This window comes from Streptomyces sp. HSG2 (assembly GCF_016598575.1).
Lineage (GTDB): Bacteria > Actinomycetota > Actinomycetes > Streptomycetales > Streptomycetaceae > Streptomyces.
On sequence record NZ_CP066801.1, the window covers coordinates 1905831 to 1931042 of the forward strand.

A 25212-nucleotide genomic window follows, 5' to 3' on the forward strand; every position below is an offset into this window, starting at 1 on the left:
CCCTAGCGAGCCCCGACCGGCGGGGTCCGGGAGGGGCCCGGCCGACCCGAAGGCGGGAGGGGAGGGGCCGCCTCGCGGAACACCCCCTCGCGGGCCGCTCCTACGCGGGGGCGCCGAGTTCCGCCCAGACCGTCTTCCCGGCGACGCCGGGGGCGCGGACGACCCCCCAGTCGAGGCAGAGCCGCTGGACGATGAACATGCCGTGGCCGCCCGGCCGACCCGCTCGGTGCGGGGTGCGGGGCGCGGGCTGACCGGTGCCCCGGTCGGTGACCTCCAGCCGGATGACCTTCCGGTCACAGGAGATCCACAGCCCGGCGGGGCCCTCGGCGTGCAGGCAGGCGTTGGTCACCAACTCGGAGACCACGAGCAGCACGTCCTCGGCCGCCGCGCGGCGATCGGCGGTCGTCGCGGGAAGCCATCCCCACGCGTGCAGCGCCTGCCGGGTGAAATCGCGGGCCAACGGCACGACTCCGCTGGCACCCTCCAGATCGAGACCGCGACTCAGCCCCCCCGCCACGCCCTCGGGCGGTCCGCCCCCCGCCGCCGCTCCGTCCGCGGGCGCCGGCGACGCGGTGGGCCCCCCGGGGCCCCGGGTCACGGGCGCGCCGCGCGCGGGCGCCCCGGAAGCGCTGGGCTCCCGACCGCGGTCGCCCGGCGAGTAGGGCCGGGTGGTGCTCATCAGCGCTTCACCTCACCGATTCACCGGTTCATATGGTCGATTCCTGTTGCCGCCGGTCGCGTGACGCGAGCGACGCGCGCCCCTCGGCGGGGCGTCGAGCACGCGGACGTTCAGCATCTCTCCTGCCCGGGCCGGCCGGAGGAACACCCCCCGTTCCCGCCCGGATTCCGGACGGGTGCCCGAGGCCCGGCCGGGGCGCGGCGCCGGAGGAGGCCCGCGAGGGGCGATTCAGCCGGGGCCGTCGGCGGAATCGTCGTCCGACAGCGCGTCCCGCAGCGTGTCGTGGACGGTGAAGACGGCCTCCGCCCCCGTGATCTCGAAGACTCGGGCGACGACCGGCCTCATCGCCGCCAGGTGCACCCCGCCGCCCGCCGCCTCGGCCTTCAGGCGGGCGCCCAGGAGGACGTTGAGCCCGGTGGAGTCGCAGAACTCCAGCCGGCCACAGTCCACCACGAGCCGGTTGAATCCCTTGGCCAGGAAGTCCTCCAGCGGCTCACGCAGCAGATCGGCGGTGTGGTGATCCAGCTCACCCGCCGGCGCGACGACGGCGCTGTGGCCCTCTTCCCGCACCTCCACCAGAAGCCGGCCCGACTGTGCGTTGCCGACCGTCCCGCGGTCCATGCCGTCTCTCTCTCCCGGGGTGGTTCATGCTTCCGACGTCCGCGAACACTACGCCCTCCCACCTCTCTCCGACACCCGAACATCGCCACGTAACCGGACATAATCGCACGTAATGCACTTGCGATCGATGTCCTGAAGCCGGTAGGCCTAGTGGGTACACGAAATCGACACGGCCGGCTTTGGAGGCGCCGCACACCGCACGTGCACGCAACCGGCTTCGGCAGCCGCATGCCGAGAACGATGGAGGACACCATGTCACCCCGGCTCGACGGATCGCCTACCCCCAGAGCGACGTCGACACCCCCTCCGGAACATCTGGATCCCATCGAGCAGCACGATCCCGCCGTCCCGGACGGCGCACTCCTCGGACTCCCGGACATCCCGGCCTACGACGAGGTGGCCCCGGCGGACGCTCGGGCCCTGTCCAAGACCCTCTTCGAGCGCCTGGAGTCGCTGGAGGAAGGCACCCACGAGCACGCCTACGTCCGCAACACGCTCGTGGAGCTGAATCTCGCGCTGGTGAAGTTCGCCGCCTCCCGGTTCCGTTCGCGCAGCGAACCGATGGAGGACATCGTCCAGGTCGGCACCATCGGCCTGATCAAGGCCATCGACCGGTTCGAGTTGTCCCGCGGCGTGGAGTTCCCCACCTTCGCCATGCCGACCATCATCGGCGAGATCAAGCGGTTCTTCCGGGACACCTCGTGGTCGGTGCGCGTCCCGCGCCGGCTCCAGGAGCTCCGGCTCGACCTGGCCAAGGCGGGCGACGAACTGGCCCAGCAGCTCGACCGGGCCCCCACGGTGCAGGAGCTGGCCGAGCGCCTCGGCCTCTCCGAGGACGAGGTCGTGGAGGGCATGGCCGCTTCCAACGCCTACACCGCCGCCTCGCTCGACGCCCAGCCGGAGGAGGACGACGCCGAGGGCGCGCTGGCGGACCGGATCGGCTACGAGGACCACGGGCTGGAGGGCATCGAGTACGTCGAGTCGCTCAAGCCGCTGATCGCCGAGCTCTCGCCCCGGGACCGGAAGATCCTCTCCTTCCGCTTCGTCGCGGGCATGACGCAGTCGGAGATCGGCGAGGAACTGGGGATCTCCCAGATGCACGTCTCCCGCCTGCTGTCCCGCACGCTCAGACGACTGCGCAAGGGCCTGACCGTCGTGGATTGACCGCCTGGGCGCGACGCTCTTCGCGGGGGCGGCGGGAGTCCGGACAGCGCCGGCGCGAGGCCGGGTCCGGAGTCCGGACCGCCCCTCGCGCTTCCCCGTCTTCTCTCCGGCGCCCCACGCTCAGACCACCCTCGCCCCACGCCGCCACACGGCCCGGACCAGGGGAACGCCGGGGCGGTAGGCGAGGTGGACGTGGCTCGGGGCGTCGAGCAGGATCAGGTCCGCGCGGGCGCCGGGTCCGAGACGACCGACGTCGTCCCTGCGCAGGGCCCGCGCGCCGCCCGCGGTGGCGGCCCAGACCGCCTCGTCGGGCGTCATGCCCATGTCCCGGACCGCCAGCGCGACGCAGAACGGCACCGAGGACGTGAAGGAAGAGCCCGGATTGCAGTCGGTCGACAGTGCGACGGTCACGCCGGCGTCCAGGAGCCGGCGGGCGTCGGGCCACTCGGCCCGGGTGGAGAACTCCGCACCCGGCAGCAGCGTGGCCACTGTGTCACCGTGTGCCAGGGCGTCCACGTCGGCGTCGGTCAGGTGGGTGCAGTGGTCGGCGCTGGCCGCGTCGAGCTCGACCGCGAGACGGACCCCGGGCCCGGCCGAGAGCTGGTTGGCGTGGACACGTGGCAGGAGGCCCCGGGCCCGGCCGGCGGCGAGGACGGCGCGGGCCTGGTCGCCGTCGAAGGCACCCCGCTCGCAGAAGACGTCGATCCAGCGGGCGTGCGGCGCGCAGGCGTCGAGCATCTCCCCGGTGACCAGCGCGACGTAGGCGGCGGGGTCGTCGGCCAGCTCGGGCGGGACGACGTGGGCGCCGAGGAAGGTCACCTCGTCGGTGTGCCGTGCGGCGACGCGCAGCGCGCGCGCCTCGTCGGCGACGGTCAACCCGTAGCCCGACTTGGTCTCCAGTGTGGTCGTGCCCTGGCGGAGGGCTTCCGCGAGATGACGGGTGAGAGTCGCCTCCAGCCGCTCGTCGCTCGCGGCGCGGGTGGCCGCCACGGTGGTGCGGATACCGCCGACCGAGTACGGGCGGCCCGACATGCGGGCGGCGAACTCCTCCGTGCGGTCGCCCGCGAACAGCAGGTGGGAGTGCGAGTCCACGAAGCCCGGCAGGACGGCCCCGCCCCCGGCGTCCACGCGGCGGTCGGCGGCGGGCGCCGCGGTCGTGGCACCGACCCAGGCGACACTCCCGCCCTCCAGGACGACGGCCGCGTTCCGCACGGTTCCCAGCGGGGAACCGTCGCCCAGTGACGGGTCGTTGGTGACGAGGGTGCCGATGTCGGTGACGACCGTGCTGCCGCTCAACGCGAACCTCCGAGGAAACCCGCGGCCCGCGCCCCGGGGTGGAAGGAAGTCCGCCGCCGTCGACGGGGACATCGGGGTGGGCCGCTCACGCGCGCAACGCCCGGATCGCACGGGACAGCTCTGCCGGCACGTCGTGCACGAGCGTGTGCGCCCCGTCCCGGACGACGTGCCTGCCCGCCACGACCGTGTGCCGCACGTCCGCCGCCGTCGCCGCGAACACGGCGATCTCGGCGCCCAGTCGGGGCGGCGGCCCGGCCGTCCTGACCGAGTCCAACGAGATCGTGGTCAGGTCGGCGCGGGCGCCGGACTCCATGACTCCGACGTCCCCCCAGCCGAGCGCGGCGTGGCCGTCGACGGTGGCGGCCCGCAGCAGCGCGGCGGCCGTCCAGTGGCCGCGGGCGCGGGTGCGCAGCCGCTCGTGGAGTTCCATCGCGCGGGCCTCCTCGAAGAGGTCGACCACGGCGTGGCTGTCGGAGCCCAGGGACAGCGGCGACCCCGCCCGTCGCAGGGCGCTCGCCGGACCGATGCCGTCGGCGAGGTCGCGTTCCGTGGTCGGACACAGGCACGCCCCGGTCCCGCTGCCGCCGAGCAGGGCGACGTCGGCGTCGGTGAGGTGGGTGCCGTGCACCGCCGTGGCTCGCGGCCCGAGAACCCCGTGATCGGCGAGGAGCCGGGCCGGCGTCCGGCCATGGGCGGCCAGGCACGCCTCGTTCTCGGCGACCTGCTCGGACAGGTGGACGTGGAGCGGCGCGCCCCGTTCCGCGGCCCAGCGGGCCACCGTCCCCAACTGGTCGGCGGGGACGGCCCGCACCGAGTGCGCCGCAGCCCCGATCCGGGCGTGCTCTCGGTCCACCAGACCGGAGCAGCGCTCCGCCCAGTCCTCGGCGGTCCCGTCGTGGAAGCGGAGTTGGTGACGCCCAGGGGGCTCGCCGAAGCCGGCGGACAGATAGCAGGCGTCCAGCAGGGTGAGGCGGACGCCGGCGTCGGCGGCGGCCTGGATCAACGCCTCCCCCATGACGTTCGGCTCGGCGTACGGCTTCCCGCCGGGAGCGTGGTGCACGTAGTGGAACTCCCCCACCGAGGTGATCCCGGCCAGGGCCATCTCCGCGTACACGGCGCGGGCCAGGCGGTGGTAGCTCTCCGGGGTCAGTCGTTCGGCGACGGCGTACATGACCTCGCGCCAGGTCCAGAAGGTGCCGGAGCCGACCTGGACGGTGCCGCGCAGGGCCCGGTGGAAGGCGTGGCTGTGGACGTCGGCCAACCCCGGAAGCGTCAGCCCGCGCAGGACCTCCGCGCCGGACGGCGGCGCCTCGACGTCGGTGCGGACCGCCGTGAAGCGCCCGTCGGCCACCTCCACGGCCACCCCGGGCTCCACATGGGTGCCGAGCCAGCCGTGCTCCAGCCAGTAGACGCGCGGCGGGGCGGTCATCACGCCTCCCCGGGGGCCACCGAGGCCCGCATGCCGGGAAGGGGACCCCGCTCGCCCGGACCGAACCTCCGACCGGCGCGGCGAAGGCCCGGCCGGAGGTTCCCCGAAGGGGGCTTGGGCCGGGGCGCGCTTCGGGTGGACGGTGGGCGACGGAGAGGGCGTTCACCTGCGGGCATCACGTGCGGGCCAGTCCTTCCAGTACGTCGGCGAGCGCCAGGACCCCCGCCACGCAGTCGTCCTCGGCGGCGAACTCGGCCGGGGAGTGGGACACCCCCGTGGGGTTGCGCACGAACAGCATGGCCGTCGGGACCGCCCCGGAGAGGACTCCGGCGTCGTGTCCGGCCCCGGTGCCCAGCACCGGCACCCGGCGGGAGGGGTCGGCGTCCCGGGCCAGGAGGCGGACCAGCGCGTCCCGCAGGCCGTGGTCGAAGTCGACGAGGGGGGTGAGGGACTCGCGTGCCACGTCGAGGGCGACGCCGTGGGCCGCGGCGTGGCGCCGGGCGGCCCGCTCCACGGCGCCGACGAGGGTGTCGAGGGTGTCCGGAGCCGGCGCGCGGGCGTCGAGCCAGCCGCGCACGAGGGAGGGGACGGCGTTGACGCCGTTCGGCTCGACGGCGACCTTGCCGAACGTGGCGACGGCACCCGTCCGTTCCGCCTCCCGGCGGGCCGCGAGGACGGTCTCGGCGTAACCGATCATGGGGTCGTGTCGGTCGGCCAGGCGGGTGGTGCCGGCGTGGTTGGCCTCGCCCCGGAAGTCGAACCGCCACCGACCGTGCGGCCAGATGGCCGACGCGACGCCGACGGGGTCGCCGGTGAGTTCCAGAGCGCGCCCCTGCTCGACGTGGAGTTCGACGAAGGCCCCGATCCTCGCGAGCCGCTCCGGATCGGGGCCGATGGCGTCGGGGTCCTGACCGGCGGCCTCCATCGCCCGGGGGAGGGTGACGCCGTCCCCGTCGGTCAGCCGGCGGGCGCGCTCGGCGTCCAGCGCGCCGGTGAGAAGCCGGGACCCCAGGCAGGCCGGACCGAAGCGGGCCCCCTCCTCCTCGGCGAAGTTGACGATGCCGAGGGGCCTGCGGAGCACGGCGCCCCGGGAGCGGAGTTCGTCGAGGGCGGCGAAGGCGGACACCACCCCGAGCGGGCCGTCGAAGGCCCCACCGTCCGGCACCGAGTCGAGATGCGATCCGGTGACGACGGCGTCACCCCGGGCCGGGTCGCCGAGCCAGGCCCACTGGTTGCCGTTGCGGTCCGTCTCCTGGGACAGCCCCCGCTCCCCCGCCTGCCGGACGAACCAGGCACGGCATTCCGCGTCTGCGGCGGTCCAGCCGAACCGCCGGTAGCCGCCGGTGGCGGAGGAACGGCCGACCGGGAGAAGCTCCGCCCACATTCCGTGGAAGCTCACCCCGCGTCCCCCTCGCGCATCGGCACGCGGACGCCGCGTTCCCTCGCCACGGCGTCCGCGCGTTCGTAGCCGGCGTCGACGTGGCGGACGACGCCCATACCGGGGTCGTTGGTGAGCACCCGGCGGATCTTCTCCCCGGCGAGCGCCGTGCCGTCCGCGACGGTGACCTGGCCGGCGTGGATCGACCGGCCCATGCCGACGCCTCCGCCGTGGTGCACGGAGACCCAGGAGGCACCGGAGGCCACGTTGACCATGGCGTTGAGCAGCGGCCAGTCGGCGATGGCGTCGGAGCCGTCGAGCATCGCCTCGGTCTCGCGGTAAGGGGAGGCGACCGAGCCGCAGTCGAGGTGGTCCCGCCCGATCACGATCGGCGCCGCCAGTTCCCCGCTCGCCACCATGTCGTTGAACCGCTCGCCGGCCCGGTCCCGCTCTCCGTACCCGAGCCAGCAGATCCGCGCGGGCAGCCCCTGGAACCGAACGCGCTCGCCGGCCATCCGGATCCACCGCGCCAGCGACTCGTTCTCCGGGAACAGGTCGAGGACGGCCCGGTCGGTCCTGGCGATGTCGGTCGGGTCGCCGGAGAGGGCCGCCCACCGGAAGGGCCCCTTGCCCTCGCAGAACAGCGGCCGGATGTAGGCGGGCACGAAGCCGGGGAAGGCGAAGGCGCGGTCGTATCCGGCGAGTCTCGCCTCGCCGCGCAGGGAGTTGCCGTAGTCGAACACCTCGGCGCCCGCGTCGAGGAAGCCCACCATGGCCTCGACGTGCCGTGCCATGGACTCCCGGGCACGGGCGGTGAATCCGGTCGGGTCCTGGGCGGCGGCGTCCGCCATGTCGGCGAAGTCCACACCGAGGGGCAGGTAGGCCAGCGGGTCGTGGGCGGAGGTCTGGTCGGTGACGATGTCGATCGGCGCGCCGGTGGCCAGCAGCCCGGGCACCACCTCGGCGGCGTTGCCCAGGACCCCGACGGAGAGCGGCCGGCGGGCGTCCCTGGCCTCCTCGGCGAGCCGCAGCGCGTGGTCGAGGGAGTCGGCCCGGACGTCGAGGAACCCGTGCGCGAGCCGTCGGTCGATGGCGCGCGGGTCGCAGTCGACGCAGAGGGCCACACCGTCGTTCATGGTGACGGCGAGCGGCTGGGCGCCACCCATGCCGCCGAGGCCCGCCGTCAGCGTGACGGTCCCGGCGAGCGTGCCGCCGAACCGCTTGGCGGCGATGGCGGCGAAGGTCTCGTAGGTGCCCTGCAAGATGCCCTGGGTGCCGATGTAGATCCAGGAACCGGCCGTCATCTGGCCGTACATCGTCAGCCCGAGCGCCTCCAGCCGGCGGAACTCGTCCCAGTTCGCCCAGTCGCCGACGAGGTTGGAGTTGGCGATGAGGACGCGGGGGGCCCACTCGTGGGTCCGCAGGACGCCGACCGGCCGACCGGACTGGACCAGCATCGTCTCGTCCTCGCGGAGGGACTCCAGGGTGCGGACCATGGCGTCGAAGGAGCGCCAGTCGCGCGCCGCCTTGCCGCTGCCGCCGTAGACGACCAGGCGGTCGGGGTGCTCGGCGACCTCCGGGTCCAGGTTGTTCCGCAACATGCGCAGGGCGGCCTCCTGGGGCCACCCCCGCGCGGTCCGCCGGCCGCCGCGGGGCGCTCGGACTGACCGGGGTCCTGACATGGGCTGCCTCCTGATGGCCCGCTCACCGCGGGACGGCCGAACCGCGCACTCGGATATTCACATCCTGTACCGCTGAATAGAACCAGTCAATACGGGGGTCGGGGCCGGCGAGGACCTCCCCCGGGTGTTTCGCTGGGACGCATGGAGAGCGGCGAGGCGGACACCCGAGGGCCCGCGAGCGACCGCCCGCCGCCCGCCCCGGCCGCCGGGGCCGACGCGCGAAGGGTCGCCCGGCGGGACCGCGCGGTGCGGGCCGCCGTGACACAGAGGCTGCTCGGTCCCGACACCCCGATGGTGGCACTGCTGGACGTGGCCGGCGTCCGGGAATCGGCGGCCGGTCTACGGGCCGCCTTCGACGCGGTGCTGCCGCCCGGCACTCCCGTGCTGCACACCTTCGCCGTGAAGGCCTCCCCGCTGGTGCCCGTCCTGCGACTGCTCCGCGACGAGGGAATGGGCGCCGAGGTCGCCGGCCCGGGCGAGCTGGCACTGGCCCGCGCCGCCGGAGTACCACCCGAGCGGACGGTGTGGGACTCCCCCGCGAAAACCCCGGCCGACCTGCGCGAGGCGCTGGCCCTCGGCGTCGCCGTCAACGCCGACGGACCCCAGGAGCTGGCGCGCCTCGACGCGCTGCTGGGGTCGGCCCCCGGTCGCCCGTCCCTCGGCCTGCGGGTGAACCCCCAGGTCGGAGGTGGGTCGATCGAGGCACTCTCGACGGCCACGGCGACCTCCAAGTTCGGCGTGGCACTCCGCGACGAGGGCGCCCGGGAGTGGGTCGTGCGGGCGTGCCTGCGGCGCCCCTGGCTGACCCGGCTGCACGTCCACACGGGCTCCCAGGGCGTGCCGCCCGCCTTGATGGCCGAGGGGGTCCGGCAGACCTGCCTCCTCGCCGAGGAGATCAACGCCAGGGCCGGGCATCGCCGGATCGACACTCTCGACATCGGCGGCGGACTGCCGGTGAACTTCGCCTCCGACGCGACCTCCCCCACCTTCGCCGCCTACGCGGACCTCCTGCGCGCCGCCGTGCCCGACCTCTTCACCGGCCGGTACGCACTGGTGACGGAGTTCGGCCGGTCCCTGCTGGCCAAGCACGGCGTGGTGGTGACCCGTGTGGAGTACACCAAGCGGGCGGGGGGCAGACGGGTGGCGATCACCCACGCCGGCGTGCAGGTCGCGACGCGCACGGTCTACGCACCGGCGACGTGGCCGCTGCGGATCGTCGCCTACGACTCCTCCGGGGCGCCCAAGGGCGGCCCGCCGCTGATCCAGGACGTGGCGGGCCCCGCCTGTTTCGCCGGCGACCTGCTGGCCGCGGGCCGCTCGATGCCCGAGCTGGAGCCCGGCGACCACGCGGCGGCGCTGGACACCGGGGCCTACTACTTCGCCCACCATTACGCCTACAACTCCCTGGCGCGGCCACCGGTCCACGGCTACCACGAGGACGCGTCCGGGAGGACACGCTTCGCCGTCGTCCGCGACGCCCAGACCACTCGGGAGATCGTGGCCGAGGCGGGAGGCGACCACACCGACGCGCTCGTGACGGCGGCGACGCACCGGGGGGAGGCGGACTTCGCCGGGTGACGGGCGACGATGCCGAGGAAGAGGCGGTACTCCGACCTACGCCCGTCGCCGCCGGTCGGCCCACCGATACCGAAATCCGCGCCGTCCAGAGGCACGGTCCGCGCCCGCACACACCCGGCATGACGGTTGGTCAGAACGACGAGAGTCCAATGCTCACCAGGCCCGAAAACGCACCGCTCCCCCCCGCTCGTCATCGGATTGGGTTCACGTGCCATCCACGCGACAAACGGGGCGAAGCTCCCTGTACTGCGGGGTACGGCGTGTTCCGCGTATCGGACCTGTTCAGCGACCGACGGATCCGACAGGGGAACCGGATTTCACCGCAAGCGGCCATCGCTTTCCGGCCGGCGATGCGGTTGCCTCCGCGACGCGTGATGACGGTGTGTCTAGGATGCCGCGCACGACAGGCCACGGACTCCGCCACCGCAGCCACTACCCCTGACACATGACCGCGGCGGGCGCGTGCCACCCGTGTCCGACCTGAACCGCCCGTGCCCCGGGCCTGGTCCGGACAACGACGGATGCCCCCCCAGCGAGGAACCGGCCCATGGCCGACGAAATGGTGCGCGCAGCCAAGCGATTCAACAACCCCGCGACGCTGCTGTTCGGCATCGGCGCGCTCGTCCTGACCTGGTTCGTCATCGCACACCACAAGAAGGGCAACCACTCGTGACCACCCGCCTGTCCCGTCGGCTCGTCCTACGCCGGGCCGCCTTCCTGGCCGCGGGCACCGTCGTCGCCGCTCAACCGCTCTCCTCCCCTGCCTTCGCGAACCCCACCGGTCCGGAGCCCTCGCGGCTCCGGAGTCGGTGAGACGGGCGCGGGAGCGCAGCGAACGCGCCCTCAGCGGCGTCCCGTCGGCCAACGGCCGGGAGATGGAGAAGACCGCCGACGCCCACGGACACGTCTACACCCGCCCCGTGCCCGGACTGCCCGTGGAGGGCGTCCGGGTCCGCATCGGCGACGTCGAGACCCTGCTGGTGCACGTGCTCCGCCGCTTCCACTACGAGGTGGAGGAGCTGCGCCCCGACGACGTGACCGGCTGGCACAACCCATCCAGGCTCCGCAAGGGGCTCCCCGAGTCCAACCTGGTCTCGGGCACAGCGGTCCGGATCCGCCCCGGCGCCTACCCCGCCGGTGTCCGCGGCGGGTTCTGGCCCCGGCAGCTGGCGGCGATCCGCAGCATCCTCGACGAGTGCGACGGCGTGGTCCGCTGGGGCGGCGACGACAAGCGCCCGGACGAGGCATTGTTCTACGTCGCCGTCGCGCCCGGTGACGCACGGCTGCCGCAGCTGGCCGAGAGGATCGTGCGGTGGAACTGGACCCCCGGCCGGGGTGCCGGTTCCGGCGCGATCTGACACTGGTCGCGCCCCACGCCATGGCAACACCGTCGCGTTGTGCGGTTCGGCGTCCTGTGGGTGGGCGCGCCGCGAGGCGACCGACCCGGTTCCACGCCCCGGACCGGCCGGCCGCCGGTTCCCGGGCTCGCGTGGGCGCGCGTCAGGCGGCGACGGGCCTCCGGCGCGCACCGCCCGGAGCGGCGTCCCCGGCCGCCACCCCGGTGCTCCGATAGCCCCGGACCTCCTGGCGCACCGGACCGCCCGAGCGGGCGAGCCAGTCGACGCGGACCCAGAGCAACGCGTCCCGCGCCTGTTCGAGGCGGCCCAACCACAGCGACTTCAGCCAAAGGCCCACTCCGCATCCGGCCAACATCATCCCGCCCGCGGCGGGAACGACGACGGCGGAACCGACCGCCGCCAGGAAGGCGAGCAACAGCCACCAGCGGTGACCACGTCGCCAGTCGCGGAGGGTCACCACCCGGTCCCGCAGCACGTCTTGCCTGCCCGCGCGGGAGGCGGCCCGGGCCAAGGCCCGGTAGCGGGAGCGGCGGACGGTCGCCACCACGGCGGCGGCCACCAGGAAGAGGGCGGCACCCGCCAGTACCCCGATCCGCCGTCCCGTCCAACCCGGCTGGACCAGTCCGATCCCGGCCGCGCCCACTCCGAGCCACCACAGCGGCGCGGCCCCCGCCCGCACGACGACGGCCACCCGAGCAAGCCCCTGTCCTCCACGCGTCACGTCCCGCCTCCGTCTCTCGTCCTTCGAGGGGATTCCCGAGCACGGCAGGATAGCCCCGGGACGTGAGACGGATCTGAGAGCGCGGGGCGCCCGACACCGGGGACGGAGCGGCTGCGCGAGCGCGGGCCGAGGACGGGGACGCTCGTCGCCGCGGAGGCCGGGACGGGCGGCGTCGACGGCGGAAGGGGGCCACCGGCACCGCGCCGACCGTCCGGGCACGAGCCGAGAGCGGTGCCGGACCCTCAGTCCACGAAGAGTCCGCGAGCCGCCGCCCTGCTGTCGAACTCCTCCAGCCGTGCCTGCGCGTCCGGCAGCGCGTCGCACATCGTCTCCAGCAGGACCCGGCCGAGCAGCATCGGCGCGCAGACGGTGTCGAAGGCGAGTCCGGTCCCGACGGCGGCCGGCAGCAGCAGGTCCGACGCCTTGGCCACCGGGGCGAAGGCGGAGTCGGCGACGGTCACCACGATCAGCCCCGAGTCCTTGGCATGGGTCAGGGCGTCGACCACCTCGCGCGGGTGCCTCGGGAGCGCGAAGCAGAGCAACGTAGTGGCACCCGCCCGGACGGCCGCGTCGACACCGTCGAGGACGACGGTGCCGCCCTCGTCCAACAACCGGACGTCCGGATGCACCTTGCCCGCGAAGTAGGCGAAACCGCGTGCCTGGGCCGCCGCCGCGCGCAACCCCAGCACCGGCAGGGGGCGAGTGGCGGCGAGCAGCCGACCGGCCTCCCGCACGGGCGCGGGGTCCGCGAGCACCTCGGCGAGGTGCCTCAGGTTCTCGATCTCGCCCTCCACCGCCCGCTGGTACTCGTTGCCCGATGCCGGTTCCCCCGCCGGTCCGACGGGCGTGATCTCCCGGAGCCGCCGGCGGAGCGCGGGGTAACCGTCGAAGCCCAGGGCGACCGCGAAGCGGGTGACCGAGGGTTGGCTGACGCCCGCCGACTCGGCCAGCTCCACACTCGACAGGAAGGGGACCTCGGCGGCGCGCCGCACCATGCTGTGGGCGATCCGCCGTTGCGTGGGCGTCAACCGGTGCCCCTCGAAGAGCGCCTGCAGCCGCATCGCGGGGCTGTCGCTGCTCTCGCTCATCTCCAGCGCCCCTCCCCCATTCATCCGAGACCGATTCTGCATACCGTTATACAGCCGGCGGTGCCCCTCGGCACGACGGGGTGCCGGGCGGGCGAGGCGGGGCGCCGCCCGCGAGTCGGTGGTCGCCGCAGTGGGGGCCTGGAAGGTGGGGGCGGCGCGCACGATCGAGACAGGGCCCCCTCCGGCGGGGTTCCTCGCCTTCGCCGGATCGGCGTCGGCGCCGGCGAGGAACCCGTACCGGTGGACGTGTCAGACCACCGGCGCGTCGACCCGCTCGACTCGCTGGGTACCGCTGCGGGTGCGGTAGGAGCGGGCCCACGAGACCGTGGCGTCGGCCTTGGTCCGGTCGGACAGGGTGTAGTAGTCCATCTGGGAACGGTCGGCGGTCACGTCGAGCACGCCGTAGCCGTGGTTGTCCATGTCGACCCATTTGACGTGGCGGTTGGCGAGCCGCACGGCCCCGCTGGCGACGACCGAGACCGTGCCGGGCGCCACGCGCAGGACGTCGTCGAGGTTCTCCGTGGTCACCGAGGCCACCACGAACTCGGAGGCGGCGGAGGCCGAGAGCGGATAGGTCGCGGCCTTGACCGGCACGTCGTTGGCCCAGGCCGTGTGGATGTCCCCGGTGAGGAAGACGGTGTTCTCGATGCCGCGATCCACCAGGTGCCCGAGCAACTCCCGGCGGTCGTCGGTGTAGCCGTCCCACTGGTCGACGTTGACCGCGAGCCCCTCGCGTGGCACCCCCAGGAGCTCGGCGAGCGGGGCGAGCAGATGGGCGGGCAGCGAACCGAAGGCGATCGGGGAGATCATCACCGAGGTGCCGACCAGCCGCCAGGTCGCCCGGGAGGACTCCAGTCCCGACTTCAACCAGTCCAACTGCGCGCGTCCGGTGATGGTGCGATCCGGGTCGTCGACGTCCTTGCTTCCCACGGTCGCCTGCTGCGAGCGGAAGGACCGGAGGTCCAGCAGGTGCAGGTCGGCCAGTGTCCCGAAGCGCAGGCGTCGGTAGACCGTACCGGCGGTGGAGGCGCGGACCGGCATCCACTCGAAGTACGCCCGCTTCGCGGCGGCGGCGCGCGCGGCGTAGTCGCCCTCGCCGCCCGGGGTGTGGTTCTCCGCGCCGCCGGACCAGTTGTTGTTGGCTATCTCGTGGTCGTCCCAGATGGCGACGAGGGGGTGGGCGGCGTGCATCGCCTGGAGGTCGGCGTCGGTCTTGTAGGTGCCGTGCCGGAGGCGGTAGTCGGCCAGGGTGAGGATCTCGTGCGTGGGCTGGTGCCTCCTGATCACGTATTCCTCGTCGGGGATGCGGCCGGTGCCGTACTCGTAGATGTAGTCGCCGAGGTGGACGACGGCGTCCAGGTCGGTCCTCGCGGCGAGGTGTCGGTAGGCCGCGAAGTACCCCGACTCCCAGTTGGCGCAGGAGGCCACGCCGAACCGGAGGCGGGACACGGCGGCGTCCTCGGCGGGCGCGGTGCGGGTCCGGCCGACGGGCGACACCGCGCCCTGGGCGCTGAATCGGTAGTAGCAGACGGTGGCCGGGCCCAACCCCCGTACGTCGACCTTGACCGTGTGGTCGGACGCGGTGGTGGCGGTGGAGCTCCCCCGGGCCAGGATCCGGGTAAACCCGCGGTCGGCCGCGACCTCCCAGCCGACCTCGGTGTCCGGCCCCAGGCCGGAGCCGGGCCGGGCGTCGGGTGTCGGGGTGACGCGGGTCCACAGGAGGACGCCGTCGGGGAGCGGGTCGCCGGAGGCCACGCCGTGCAGGAAGAGCGGTCCGGTGTGCTCGGAGGACCGCGTGGCGGCGGGGAGCGAGGTGGCGGAGGCCGAGGCGGTGCCGGCCGTCAAGGAACCGGCGACGGCGGTGGCGGCAGCGGCCTTGACGACCGCGCGTCTGGTCGTGGTGGTGCTGTCTCTTCTCGTCACGCCCCGTCAGGCTACTGGGAGAACGGCGGGGCTGACAGGGCGTACGCCGTACCTTCCTCCGCCCGTCGTGCGCGGTCGGGCGGAGGAGGCGACGTGCGCCGGAGCCGACGGCAGGGTAGCGGGCGGGGGAGCCCGCGTGTGGGCAGGGCGGGGACGTGGGGCCGGATTGTGCGCGCAGCGGGCGGGGGAGCCCGCGTGTGGGCAGGGCGGGGACGTGGGGCCGGATTGTGCGCGCGAGGACCGCCGCACCCCCGTCGTCGGGGGGCGGGACGACGGCGGTCCCCGCGCGACGCGCGTCGGCCGTGGAGCCAGGCGTCGCGTCCCTGGCGTCCGTGGAGGTCCGGGAGCCGCTCCGGAGGTCCTGACGCCGTTCGGCACCGATCGACCACGCTCCTCCCGCACGATCCCCGGGAACGGACCCGCGTCCGACCGACGCGCACAATCTGCCGGGCCGGTGTCAAGGGCGTGTTGCGCGGACGTGACGCGGGCGTAGCACTTCCGCGAAGCCTCCCGGACGGGGCGAACGAGCGTGCGCCCTCGCCTCTCGGCCACGGGATCGCGGTTCGCGGCGTGGGACCCGGGCCCCCGACTCCGGCGCCCCGTCCGAGGTCCCGCGCCCCTTTCCGGTGGCGGCGCGCCGAGGTCGTGCGTGTCTCGGCGGGCGTGTCCCCCGGCCGGAGTAGGCGAATTCCCCCGGGACACGGGCCGTCCTCGGGACATCCGGGGCCTCGAAGAGCGCCGATCGTGGTCAGGAGAACGCCAGCCCGTCAGCCGGAATGAGGAGTCGTGACGAGCGTGACGCCCCCAATCGACGCAGCGCGCCTGCCCACCGGGCGTCTGTCGGAGGAGGACGCGGGAACCTCGCGTCGGGAGCCCCCGCCGACCGGTGCCACCCCCGCCTATCTTCTCGGCGGATCGGCGATCATCGGCGGAATCGCGGGCTGCGTCGTGGGCGCGGGGCTGGGCTTGGCCGTGATCGGCTGACCGCCCTCGCCCCACCCCCGACGAACGTCCCCGAAAGGAACCCCGAGCGCCATGACGATCGAGTCCGTGATCGAGGAGTGCCACGCGCACCGACTCACCGAGCGGGACACCGGCACCGTCCGCACCACCGGCCACGTGATCGGGGTCGCCATGGCCGTGACGATGGTGATGGCGGGAGCGGGCGGGTTCCTCGCCACCGTCGGGGCGGGAGTCGGCGTGGTCCACGCCGTTGTCGGCGGCTGACCCCGAGACCTCCTGCCGCCGGGCCCGCTGGTGCCCCGGCGGGAGGACGGGGCACCCCGTCGGGCGCGGGACCGGCGCGTCCTCCGGGCGGATCAGCCGCCCGTGGCGGTGAGGAAGGCCAGCAGGTCCTGCCGGGTGACGATCCCGGCGGGCTTGCCGTCGACGAGCACCACGGCGGCGTCACGGCCCTCCAGGGCCGACATCAGGCGGGCCAGCGGCTCGCCGGACCCCACCACCGGCAGCGCCTCCGACAGGTGCTTCTGCAGGGGGGTGTCGGCGGGCGTGTGTTCGGTGTAGAGGGCGTGCAACAGCACCCGTTCCTCCACGGCCCCGATCACCTCTCCGGCCATCACGTCGGGGTGCCCGGCACCGGGCGCGACCACGGGCATCTGCGACACCCCGAACTCGCGCAGCACCTTGATCGCCTCACCCACGGTCTCCGTGGGGTGCATGTGCACGAAGTTCGGGATGCCGCCGGACTCCGCGTCGGCCTTCTGCGCCAGGACCCGACCGGCGGTGGGCTCCGTGCTCGGCTTGTCCTCGCCGAAGCCGTGCTGGCCGATCCACTCGTCGTTGAAGATCTTGCTGAGGTACCCCCGTCCGCTGTCCGGGAGCAGGACGACCACCACGTCGTCCTCGCCCAGTCGCGAGGCGACCTTCAGCGCGGCCACGACGGCCATGCCACAGGAGCCGCCGACCAGCAGGCCCTCCTCGCGGGCCAGCCGCCGGGTCATCTGGAAGGAGTCCTTGTCGGAGACGGCCACGATCTCGTCGGCGACCGTCCGGTCGTATGCGGTCGGCCAGAAGTCCTCACCGACGCCCTCGACCAGGTACGGGCGCCCGGAGCCGCCGGAGTACACGGAGCCCTCGGGGTCCGCGCCGATCACTCGCACCCGTCCTTCGCCGACCTCCTTGAGGTACTTGCCGGTGCCCGAGATCGTGCCGCCGGTGCCGACGCCGGCGACGAAGTGGGTGATCCGCCCCTCGGTCTGCTCCCACAGCTCGGGGCCGGTCGAGTGGTAGTGGGACAGCGGGTTGTTCGGATTGGAGTACTGGTCGGGCTTCCAGGCGCCGGGGGTCTCCCGCACCAGACGGTCCGAGACGTTGTAGTAGGAGTCCGGGTGCTCGGGGTCCACGGCCGTGGGACACACGACGACCTCGGCGCCGTAGGCGCGCAGCACGTTGATCTTGTCCGTCGACACCTTGTCCGGGCAGACGAAAACGCACTTGTAGCCCTTCTGCTGGGCCACGATGGCGAGGCCGACGCCCGTGTTGCCGCTCGTCGGCTCCACGATGGTGCCGCCGGGCCTCAGCTCGCCGCTCTGTTCGGCCGCCTCGATCATGCGCAGGGCGATGCGGTCCTTCACCGACCCGCCCGGGTTGAAGTACTCCACCTTGGCCAGGACGGTGGCCCTGATGCCGTCGGTCACGCTGTTGAGTCTCACCAGCGGGGTGTCGCCGACGAGGCTGATCATCGAGTCGTGGAAATGCACCGTTGTCTCCGGATGCTGCGAAAGATTGCCGTCGTGATGGTTCCGCCAGCCTATGGCCTGTGGCTGCCCCTTGGTGTTCGTTCCCAGGTGGCCGAGATTGGACGGCGTGCGCTACGGGGCAAGGAGTGGGTACGGCTCGGAGGAGGTGACGGCGGCGCGTGAGCGACATGGCGAGGGCGAGGGTGGCCCGGCGGATCGCGGCGGGTGCGGCGTACGGCGGCGGCGGTGTCGGCCTGGCCGGTGCCGCCGCCGTGGGGCTGCTGCTGGCGGAGGTGCAGTTGGCCCGGCGGCGGGTGGGCGTCGGCACACCGGACCGCGTGCCGGACGCGGGCGGCCTCTACGGAGGCGGGGCGGCCGGGGAGGGCGCCGGGCGAGAGGAGCCGCTGCGGCTGGCGATGCTGGGCGACTCGACGGCGGCCGGCCAGGGGGTGCACCGGGCCGGGCAGACTCCCGGGGCGCTGCTGGCGTCCGGGGTGGCGGCGGTCGCCGAGCGTCCGGTGCGGCTGGTGTCGGTGGCGCTGACCGGAGCCCGGTCGGACGACCTGTCACGGCAGGTGACCGCCGTGCTCGGGGAGCACGCACAAGCCCCCGACATCTGCGTGATCATGATCGGCGCCAACGACGTCACCCATCGGATGCCGGCCACGACATCGGTCCGGCACCTCGCGGCGGCGGTCAGGCGGCTGCGCACGGCGGGCGCCGAGGTCGTCGTCGGCACCTGCCCGGACCTCGGCACCATCGAACCGGTCTGGCAGCCGCTGCGCTGGTTGGCCCGCCGCGCCTCACGGCAGCTGGCGGCGGCGCAGACCATCGGAGTCGTGGAGCAGGGCGGCCGGACGGTGTCCCTGGGCGATCTACTGGGGCCGGAGTTCGCGCAGAACCCGCGAGAGCTCTTCGGCCCGGACAACTACCACCCCTCCGCCGAGGGGTACGCCACGGCCGCCATGGCGCTGCTCCCGACGGTCTGTTCGGCACTGGGCCTGTGGCCGGCCGACGAGGAGCGCCCGGACGTGGGCCGCCGGGAGGGTTTTCTGCCGGTCGCGCGGGCAGCCGCGGAGGCCGCCTCCGAGGCCGGTACCGAGGTGACGGCGGCGATGCCCTCCGGACCACGAGCCCGATGGGCGCTGCTCAAGCGGCGCCGGCGCCGCCGGGTCACGGAGCCGGACGCCGCCCCGACGCCGCGCTCGGGGTGACGCCGCTGTCCAAGCAAGCGCTTGGACAGCTGCGGCCCACGTCACACCCCGTCACAGGTGACCCAGGCCATACGGACGGGTAACTTCCCAACGGACGCGCCCGACCCTCGCACCCCGCCATGGAGCCGTGATGCCCGAAGCCGTGATCGTCTCAGCCGCCCGTTCCCCCATCGGCCGCGCTTTCAAGGGCTCCTTGAAGGACCTCCGTCCGGACGACCTCACCGTCGAGATCGTGCGGGCCGCGCTCGCCAAGGTGCCCGAGCTGCCGCCGGAGGACATCGACGACCTGATGCTCGGCTGCGGCCTGCCCGGCGGTGAACAGGGCAACAACCTCGGCCGGATCGTGGCCGTGCAGATGGGCATGGACCACCTGCCGGGCTGCACGATCACCCGGTACTGCTCCTCCTCGCTCCAGACCAGCCGGATGGCGCTGCACGCGATCAAGGCCGGAGAGGGCGACGTCTTCGTCTCCGCCGGCGTCGAGACGGTCTCCCGGTTCGCCAAGGGCAATTCCGACAGCCTGCCCGACACGCACAACCCCCTGTTCGCCGACGCGGAGGCCCGCACGGCCGAGGTCGCCACGCTGGAGGGCACCGATTGGCACGACCCGCGCGAGGACGGGCTGACCCCGGATCCGTACATCGCGATGGGTCAGACCGCCGAGAACCTCGCCCGGTCCCGGGGCATCACGCGTCAGGAGATGGACGAGTTCGGCGTCCGCTCGCAGAATCTCGCCGAACAGGCCATCGCCGACGGCTTCTGGGAGCGCGAGATCACCCCCGTCACGCTGCCCGACGGTAGCGTCGTGTCCGCGGACGACGGGCCCCGGGCCGGGGTCACCCTGGAGGGCGTGTCGGGCCTGAAGCCGGTCTTCCGCCCCGACGGCCTGGTCACCGCGGGCAACTGCTGCCCGCTCAACGACGGAGCCGCCGCCCTGGTGATCATGAGTGACGTCAAGGCCCGCGAACTGGGCATCACGCCACTGGCCCGGATCGTGTCCACGGGCGTCTCCGGCCTGTCCCCCGAGATCATGGGACTGGGGCCGGTCGAGGCCTCCCGACAGGCCCTGCGCCGCGCCGGGCTCACCATCGACGACATCGACCTCGTCGAGATCAACGAAGCCTTCGCCGCCCAGGTCATCCCCTCCTACCGAGACCTCGGCATCCCGTTGGACAAGCTGAACGTCAACGGCGGTGCCATCGCGGTGGGACACCCCTTCGGCATGACCGGCGCGCGGATCACCGGCACACTGATCAACTCCCTGCGGTGGCACGACAAGCAGTTCGGCCTGGAGACGATGTGCGTCGGCGGGGGCCAGGGGATGGCCATGATCGTCGAACGCCTCGACTGACGCCCGGGCGAGACCTCGGACGGGGTGCCCGCGAGCCGGCGTGAGGGCGAGGGGCCGACGACACTCCACGTCACCGCCCCGCCACGCGGCGAGGCGGGGCGCCGCCCGGAGCGGGAACGTCCGAGGTCCGGGCCATTTCGTGACCTGGTCTCCTCCGGGATGTGACAAATCTCCCTCAACGGGATGACTGCGCAGGTCAGGAGCTTGATCCAGGCGTCCAGGCGCCGCGATCGAGGCCGATGGGGGACGCCCCGCACTGACAGCGGGTCAGTGGACCCGTCAAGCTGAGGGGAGAAGTCGGGCTCGACCTGCAATCGGGAGTACGTCGTGAGCGCCACATCGATCGCCCTGCTGCTCACCACGGCCGCCACAGGCGCGGTGGGCGTCGCCGTCCTGCGCGGCGTCCTCGTACTGCGCAGGCAGGTCGCGGCCCTGCACGCGGACCTCCTCGCCCACCGGGTCGACGTCGCCGCCGCGCGGCGCGTCCCGGCGGCCCGCACCACCCCCGAGGCGGAGGAGATACGCGCCGCGATCACCGAGGCGCTGGCCGAGGAACGCGAACGGGAGCTGGCCGAGGCACGCGCTTTCTGGGCCGCCCGGGAGACCCGGGACGGCGACACCCGCCTGCTGCTCGGACTGGCCGAGGCCGAAGCCGGCCCGTGCGGCCCGACCGACCTGGACGGCCTGGAGTCCGTCGCAGAGCCGGCATGGGAGAGCGACGAGCCGACCGGGGCGGTCGGGGACTCGGCCGACCTTGCCGCGGCCCGACGTCGGCACCCCTCCCACCCCGACTTCGTCCCCCACCGGGTGTCGGGTGCCGAGGACCCGCAGACCACCGGCGCGGTGCTGACGGAACTCGCCGCCGACCGGGTGGAGCTCGCCGATGTCCGCCCCGGCCCACTGGGCACCCTCGACGTCTACGTGTTCGCCGACGGCACCACCCTGTGCCTCACCCCCGGCCACCGCGAGACGGCGGAACGCCTCTCCGCGGCGCTGCGGGAAGGAGACCGACCGACGTTGCTCGGCGGCTCGGGCATCTCCGGCGCCTACGCCCTGACCTTCGCCTGCCGGACGGAGCACGTGTACCTCTTGGCCGACAGGGTCGTCGCGTCGCGCTAGAGGGCGTGCTTCGCACGCCGATCGGCCTCCGGGCCCGCGCCGGCGCGCGTGGGCTCAGACCCCGGCCCTGCTCCGCGCCTCCTCCACCAACCGCACCGCCTCCGCGACCTCGTCGTCGCCGCGCAGCACCAGAGCCAGGTCGTGGGCGGCCACCCCGATCTGGTCCGCGGCGGCGAACATGCCGGCGTCGGGCATCCGCAGGGGCTCGCGCGCGGGGTCCTCGGCCAGTTGGGCCCGCCGGGCCAACTCCCGGGCCAACTCCAGCGCCTCGGCGGCGGCCCCGCGCTGCAACCGACTCTGCGGAGCGGCCCGCAGCCGATCGGCGAAGCGGTCCACCGCTCGGGTCAAGGGCGTCGTATCAACCACGGCGTGAGCGTACGCTCACCCGTGGGGGTGTTGCCAACAGGCGACCGCTCGGGCACGGTGACGGCAAGGACCGGCCTACAGCCCAGGAGCCCGGAGGCGCCGATGTCCCACGTCCTCTCGGAGGAGACCCACCGCAATCTGCTCGCCCGCATCCCACACCGCACCGGCCGGCAGATCTCCGACTGGCTGCGCACCGTCGAGGAGGGGCCGGCCCTCCCCTTCGAGGAGAAGGTCAGCTGGCTCCGCCACGAACACGACCTCGCGTACGGCCACGCCAAGGCGATCATCCACGAGCACGCTCTGAGGAGAGCCGCGCGCAGACTCCTCTGACGACCCGGCACCCCCACCACGACGAAGGGCCCCGGAGACCGGGGCCCTTCCACCTGCCCGCGCGAACGCGGGACGAGGTCAGTCGCTGCTGTTGAGGATGGAGATCAGACGGAGGAACTCCAGGTAGATCCAGACCAGGGTCATGGTCAGACCGAAGGCCGCGAGCCAGGACTCCTCACGCGGCGCGCCATAGGCGATGCCGTCCTCGACCTGCTTGAAGTCCAAGGCCAGGAAACAGGCACCGAGAATGATGCCGACGACGCCGAAGACGATGCCCAGCGTGCCGCTGCGGAAGCCCAGCCCGTCACCACCACCGAAGACGGCGAAGAGCAGGTTCACCCCCATCAGCAGGACGAAGCCCATCGCGGCGGCCATGACGAAGCCGTAGAACCGACGGTTGACCCGGATCCAGCCCGCCCGGTAGGCCACCAGCACACCCGCGAAGACCGCCATCGTGCCGATCACCGCCTGCATCGCGGCGCCGTTGGCGATGTGGGTGTCGACGACGTTGGAGACGACGCCGAGGAAGACCCCCTCGAACGCCGCGTACGCCAGGATGAGCGGCGGCGACGCCTTGCGCTTGAAGGACTGGACCAGCGCCAGGACCATGCCGATCAGGGCGGCACCGATGGCGATGCCGTAGGACCGCCCGAGGTTGGCCTCGTCGACCGGCAGCAGCGCCCAGGAGAGCGCCGCGGCCACGACGAGGAGACCGAGGGTGGAGGCCGTGCGGACGACGACGTCGTCCATCGTCATGCGGCCCGCGACGGGCCCCTGCGGCGGCGCGCCCTGCAGGACGTCCTGCTGGGCGTAGGGGTTCTGCGCGTACGGGTTGCCGGCCACCGGCGCCTGCGGGTCGGCCTGCGTGGCGACGGCGGGTCCCCCGGCCTGCGGCGCGGCGCCGAAGCCCGCGTAGCCGCTGTCGCGGCTGAACCCCCGTCGCGAGAAGACCGGGTTTCTGCTCCTCATTTCACTCCTCCATGGCCACACTGCGTAGGCCTTGGCTCAAAGAGTAATGGAACGGCAAAGGGTTGACCCTAGTGCCTGGGGAGGATCTTTCCCCCCCGATACCGTCCAACACGCTACGCCGTACCCCGATTCCCCGCACCGCAGGGGTCGTCCGACGACCCGAGGGGTCGTCACCCGCGAGGAGTGACGGGCCGACTGTGAGGCACCTCACCCGAACGAGGCCGGTTACCCACCCGAACCGGTGCCATCCGGACACCCGGTCCTCTTTCGCCCGTGACGGCGAGCGCGGACGACGACGAACGCGAGGGTGCGAGGATCCCTCACCGAGGGGGGATTTCCGGCCGGCACGCATCCGGAGTCCGCGCCGAAGTCGAAGTCCCGGGCGAGGACGGGTAACCCGGGGCGGGCGCCGCGTGGTGGTGCCCGGAGCCGGACTCGAACCGGCACGCCCGCGAGGGGGCAGCGAGGTTTAAGCTCGCCGTGTCTGCGTTCCACCATCCGGGCAGGTCGCGGGGGTCCGCGCAGAGGTGCCGACCATATCGGGGGCGTATCGCCCCGACGGCGGAACGCTGATCCGATGTTGTCTTATTTTATTGCCGCCTGAGAGGGCATCAGTCACTCAAGCGGACCAACCACGCCTGCCCATAGCCTTGCGTGCGGCACCACCGCCCGGGTGGCGAATGACGGAATTTCACCGGCCCACCCGGGGCGGCCGACCTGTTATCGCGCCGCGTACCCCGCCGGACGGCGCGAAGCCCGGGTCCGCCTGCCCCTCCCGGCGGGCACCCGAACCGGCGACGCGCGTCGAGCCGTCGCACCCCCGGGCGGGCCACCGGACCGCTCGCGCGCCCCCGGGTGTGCGAGAGGAGAGGGGCGGATGAGCGGAGGGGCGAGGACCGCCCCGCCTCCCACCCCGTCAGCCGGTCCAGACACGGGCCCGCAGCGACAGGCCGGACCCGCCGTCCTCCGGGGTCCGCACGGCCAGCACCTGGTTCACACCGATGCGGTTGCGTTCGAAGGCGAGGGCGGAGGCCGCCATGTACAACCGCCAGACGCGGGCCCGACCGGCCCCGGCCAGTGTCGCCGCCCGCTCCCACTCCGCCTCCAGATTGGCGACCCAGCGGCGCAGCGTGAGTCCGTAGTGCTCCCGGATCGACTCCACGTCGCGCACCTCGAAGCCGGCCCGCTCCAGCTGGGCGACGGTGACGCCGAGCGGTGCCAGTTCGCCGTCCGGAAAGACGTAGGCGTCGATGAACGCGTCCACCCGGTACGCCCCCTCGTCTCTCCGGGGACGCCGGGCGATCTGGTGGTTCAACAGCCTGCCGCCCGGTGCCAGCAGCGCGTGCAGGTCACGCGCGTAGTCGAGATAGCGCTCGGCACCGACGTGCTCGGCCATGCCGATGGAGGAGATCGCGTCGTAGGGGCCGTCCGTGATGTCCCGGTAGTCCTGGACCCGGATCTCGACACGGTCGGCGAGCCCCTCGTCGGCGACGCGTTTACGAGCGTAGGCCGCCTGCTCCTGGGAGAGCGTCACGCCGACCACCGCGGCCCCGTGTTCGCGGGCGGCGCGCACGGCCATCGAGCCCCACCCGCATCCGACGTCCAACAGCCGCCTTCCCGGCCCGAGGCCGAGCTTGCGGCAGACCAGGTCGAGCTTGTCCCGCTGGGCCGCCTCCAAGGCCCCGGCAGCGTCCTCGCCGGAGGTCGGACCGTCCCAGTACGCGCAGGAGTACACCATGGACGGGCCGAGGACCAGCTCGTAGAAGTCGTTCCCGACGTCGTAGTGGTGGCTGATCGCCCGCCGGTCGGTGCGCCGGGTGTGCAGGGGGCCTCCACGCCGCCGGACCTCCTCCGCGGGAGGGGGCGGGGGCAACGGCGATCCCCCCAGGCGCACCAGGCCGCGCACGGCGGCGCGGGCCTCGGGGTCCCGCAGCGCCTGTCGGAGTGTGCGGGCGTCCTCCGCTCGCTCCCAGATCAGACCGGAGAGCAGGTCGAGGGCGGTGTAGAGATCGCCCTCGACATCGAGGTCGCCGGCCACCCAGGCGCGGGCCAGACCCAGTTCGCCGGGCTTGAAGAGCAGGCGGCGCAGGGCGCGGCGATTGCGGACGATCATGACCGGCGCCCCCGGCGGACCGGCCTCGGAGCCGTCCCATGCGCGGACGCGGACCGGGAGCGGAGCCCCCAGCACCTGTCCGACGTGGTCCCTCAGCCGCTGCGCGGCGTCTGCCATGGCGCACACCTCCGTGA

The 25212-nt window shown here is 73.4% G+C and carries 24 protein-coding genes and 1 tRNA gene; 11 read left to right on the forward strand and 14 right to left on the reverse strand.

The genetic code is table 11. The features are described from left to right. Positions 1-100: 100 nt before the first annotated feature. Both JEK78_RS07755 and JEK78_RS07760 read right to left on the reverse strand, forming a co-directional pair. Positions 101-679: an ATP-binding protein gene (locus JEK78_RS07755; protein WP_200263366.1), complete on the reverse strand. Its 579-nt coding sequence runs from the start codon at positions 677-679 to the stop codon at positions 101-103. Between the two features lie 228 nt (positions 680-907). After that, on the reverse strand, positions 908-1300 hold the full coding sequence (locus JEK78_RS07760; RefSeq protein ID WP_200263367.1) for an STAS domain-containing protein: 393 nt from the start codon (positions 1298-1300) through the stop codon (positions 908-910). A gap of 252 nt (positions 1301-1552) precedes the next feature. On the opposite strand from JEK78_RS07760, the gene JEK78_RS07765 reads away from it, so the two are divergent. Continuing rightward, complete coding sequence (locus tag JEK78_RS07765) at positions 1553-2464, forward strand: RNA polymerase sigma factor SigF (RefSeq protein ID WP_242483299.1); 912 nt, start codon at positions 1553-1555, stop codon at positions 2462-2464. 120 nt (positions 2465-2584) lie between these two features. On the opposite strand, the gene hutI is transcribed toward JEK78_RS07765, so the two are convergent. The 4 genes from hutI to hutU form a co-directional block, all read right to left on the reverse strand. After that, positions 2585-3760 (reverse strand): imidazolonepropionase, encoded by a 1176-nt coding sequence (gene hutI / locus JEK78_RS07770; protein ID WP_277953066.1) that lies wholly within the window; start codon positions 3758-3760, stop codon positions 2585-2587. An 85-nt stretch (positions 3761-3845) separates the two neighbouring features. Next, positions 3846-5189 (reverse strand): formimidoylglutamate deiminase, encoded by a 1344-nt coding sequence (locus JEK78_RS07775; RefSeq protein WP_200263370.1) that lies wholly within the window; start codon positions 5187-5189, stop codon positions 3846-3848. Positions 5190-5364: 175 nt separating this feature from the next. Continuing rightward, a complete protein-coding gene (locus JEK78_RS07780) occupies positions 5365-6588 on the reverse strand; it encodes an allantoate amidohydrolase (protein ID WP_200263371.1) in 1224 nt (407 codons plus the stop codon). Then, on the reverse strand, positions 6585-8249 hold the full coding sequence (gene hutU, locus JEK78_RS07785) for a urocanate hydratase (RefSeq protein WP_200263372.1): 1665 nt from the start codon (positions 8247-8249) through the stop codon (positions 6585-6587). The genes JEK78_RS07780 and hutU overlap by 4 nt, the downstream gene beginning before the upstream one ends. 141 nt (positions 8250-8390) lie before the next feature. On the opposite strand from hutU, the gene JEK78_RS07790 reads away from it, so the two are divergent. From JEK78_RS07790 to JEK78_RS07795, 4 genes are all read left to right on the forward strand, one after another. Further along, the gene (locus JEK78_RS07790; RefSeq protein ID WP_200263373.1) at positions 8391-9827 is read left to right on the forward strand and encodes a diaminopimelate decarboxylase; all 1437 of its coding nucleotides are present in this window, start codon (positions 8391-8393) and stop codon (positions 9825-9827) included. Positions 9828-10374: 547 nt separating this feature from the next. Further along, on the forward strand, positions 10375-10500 hold the full coding sequence (locus tag JEK78_RS23660; RefSeq protein WP_277953067.1) for a hypothetical protein: 126 nt from the start codon (positions 10375-10377) through the stop codon (positions 10498-10500). Continuing rightward, a complete protein-coding gene (locus tag JEK78_RS23250) occupies positions 10497-10640 on the forward strand; it encodes a hypothetical protein (protein ID WP_242483300.1) in 144 nt (47 codons plus the stop codon). The genes JEK78_RS23660 and JEK78_RS23250 overlap by 4 nt, the downstream gene beginning before the upstream one ends. Beyond that, positions 10637-11185, forward strand: a complete 549-nt coding sequence (locus JEK78_RS07795; RefSeq protein WP_242483301.1) for a hypothetical protein — start codon at positions 10637-10639, stop codon at positions 11183-11185. The genes JEK78_RS23250 and JEK78_RS07795 overlap by 4 nt, the downstream gene beginning before the upstream one ends. 142 nt (positions 11186-11327) lie before the next feature. Here the strand turns inward: JEK78_RS07795 and JEK78_RS07800 are convergent, their stop codons facing one another. The 3 genes from JEK78_RS07800 to JEK78_RS07810 all read right to left on the reverse strand — a co-directional run bounded on the left by JEK78_RS07800 (position 11328) and on the right by JEK78_RS07810 (position 14917). After that, positions 11328-11906 (reverse strand): hypothetical protein, encoded by a 579-nt coding sequence (locus JEK78_RS07800; RefSeq protein WP_200263374.1) that lies wholly within the window; start codon positions 11904-11906, stop codon positions 11328-11330. Between the two features lie 242 nt (positions 11907-12148). After that, the gene (locus JEK78_RS07805) at positions 12149-12994 is read right to left on the reverse strand and encodes a MurR/RpiR family transcriptional regulator (RefSeq protein WP_200263375.1); all 846 of its coding nucleotides are present in this window, start codon (positions 12992-12994) and stop codon (positions 12149-12151) included. A gap of 249 nt (positions 12995-13243) precedes the next feature. Next, entirely contained in the window at positions 13244-14917 is a 1674-nt protein-coding gene (locus tag JEK78_RS07810; RefSeq protein ID WP_200263376.1) for an alkaline phosphatase D family protein, read from the reverse strand. A gap of 795 nt (positions 14918-15712) precedes the next feature. On the opposite strand from JEK78_RS07810, the gene JEK78_RS07815 reads away from it, so the two are divergent. Both JEK78_RS07815 and JEK78_RS07820 read left to right on the forward strand, forming a co-directional pair. Then, entirely contained in the window at positions 15713-15901 is a 189-nt protein-coding gene (locus JEK78_RS07815) for a hypothetical protein (protein ID WP_200263377.1), read from the forward strand. A gap of 51 nt (positions 15902-15952) precedes the next feature. Next, a complete protein-coding gene (locus JEK78_RS07820; RefSeq protein ID WP_200263378.1) occupies positions 15953-16144 on the forward strand; it encodes a hypothetical protein in 192 nt (63 codons plus the stop codon). Positions 16145-16236: 92 nt separating this feature from the next. On the opposite strand, the gene JEK78_RS07825 is transcribed toward JEK78_RS07820, so the two are convergent. After that, positions 16237-17637 (reverse strand): cystathionine beta-synthase, encoded by a 1401-nt coding sequence (locus tag JEK78_RS07825; protein WP_200263379.1) that lies wholly within the window; start codon positions 17635-17637, stop codon positions 16237-16239. A 158-nt stretch (positions 17638-17795) separates the two neighbouring features. On the opposite strand from JEK78_RS07825, the gene JEK78_RS07830 reads away from it, so the two are divergent. The 3 genes from JEK78_RS07830 to JEK78_RS07840 all read left to right on the forward strand — a co-directional run bounded on the left by JEK78_RS07830 (position 17796) and on the right by JEK78_RS07840 (position 21300). Then, entirely contained in the window at positions 17796-18830 is a 1035-nt protein-coding gene (locus JEK78_RS07830; protein WP_200263380.1) for an SGNH/GDSL hydrolase family protein, read from the forward strand. 130 nt (positions 18831-18960) lie between these two features. After that, positions 18961-20181, forward strand: coding sequence for an acetyl-CoA C-acetyltransferase (locus JEK78_RS07835; protein WP_200263381.1), 1221 nt, complete (start codon positions 18961-18963; stop codon positions 20179-20181). Between the two features lie 327 nt (positions 20182-20508). Next, the gene (locus tag JEK78_RS07840) at positions 20509-21300 is read left to right on the forward strand and encodes a hypothetical protein (RefSeq protein WP_200263382.1); all 792 of its coding nucleotides are present in this window, start codon (positions 20509-20511) and stop codon (positions 21298-21300) included. A gap of 54 nt (positions 21301-21354) precedes the next feature. Here JEK78_RS07840 and JEK78_RS07845 read toward each other — a convergent pair whose 3' ends face one another. Further along, complete coding sequence (locus JEK78_RS07845; RefSeq protein WP_200263383.1) at positions 21355-21666, reverse strand: hypothetical protein; 312 nt, start codon at positions 21664-21666, stop codon at positions 21355-21357. A gap of 102 nt (positions 21667-21768) precedes the next feature. Between JEK78_RS07845 and JEK78_RS07850 the strand changes: the two genes are divergently transcribed. Then, positions 21769-21996 (forward strand): DUF4287 domain-containing protein, encoded by a 228-nt coding sequence (locus tag JEK78_RS07850; RefSeq protein ID WP_200263384.1) that lies wholly within the window; start codon positions 21769-21771, stop codon positions 21994-21996. A gap of 78 nt (positions 21997-22074) precedes the next feature. Here JEK78_RS07850 and JEK78_RS07855 read toward each other — a convergent pair whose 3' ends face one another. The 3 genes from JEK78_RS07855 to JEK78_RS07865 all read right to left on the reverse strand — a co-directional run bounded on the left by JEK78_RS07855 (position 22075) and on the right by JEK78_RS07865 (position 25195). Continuing rightward, entirely contained in the window at positions 22075-22965 is an 891-nt protein-coding gene (locus JEK78_RS07855) for a Bax inhibitor-1/YccA family protein (protein ID WP_200263385.1), read from the reverse strand. A gap of 417 nt (positions 22966-23382) precedes the next feature. After that, positions 23383-23469, reverse strand: a tRNA-Leu gene (locus tag JEK78_RS07860). 412 nt (positions 23470-23881) lie between these two features. After that, positions 23882-25195, reverse strand: a complete 1314-nt coding sequence (locus tag JEK78_RS07865; RefSeq protein ID WP_200263386.1) for a cyclopropane-fatty-acyl-phospholipid synthase family protein — start codon at positions 25193-25195, stop codon at positions 23882-23884. Positions 25196-25212: the final 17 nt, after the last annotated feature.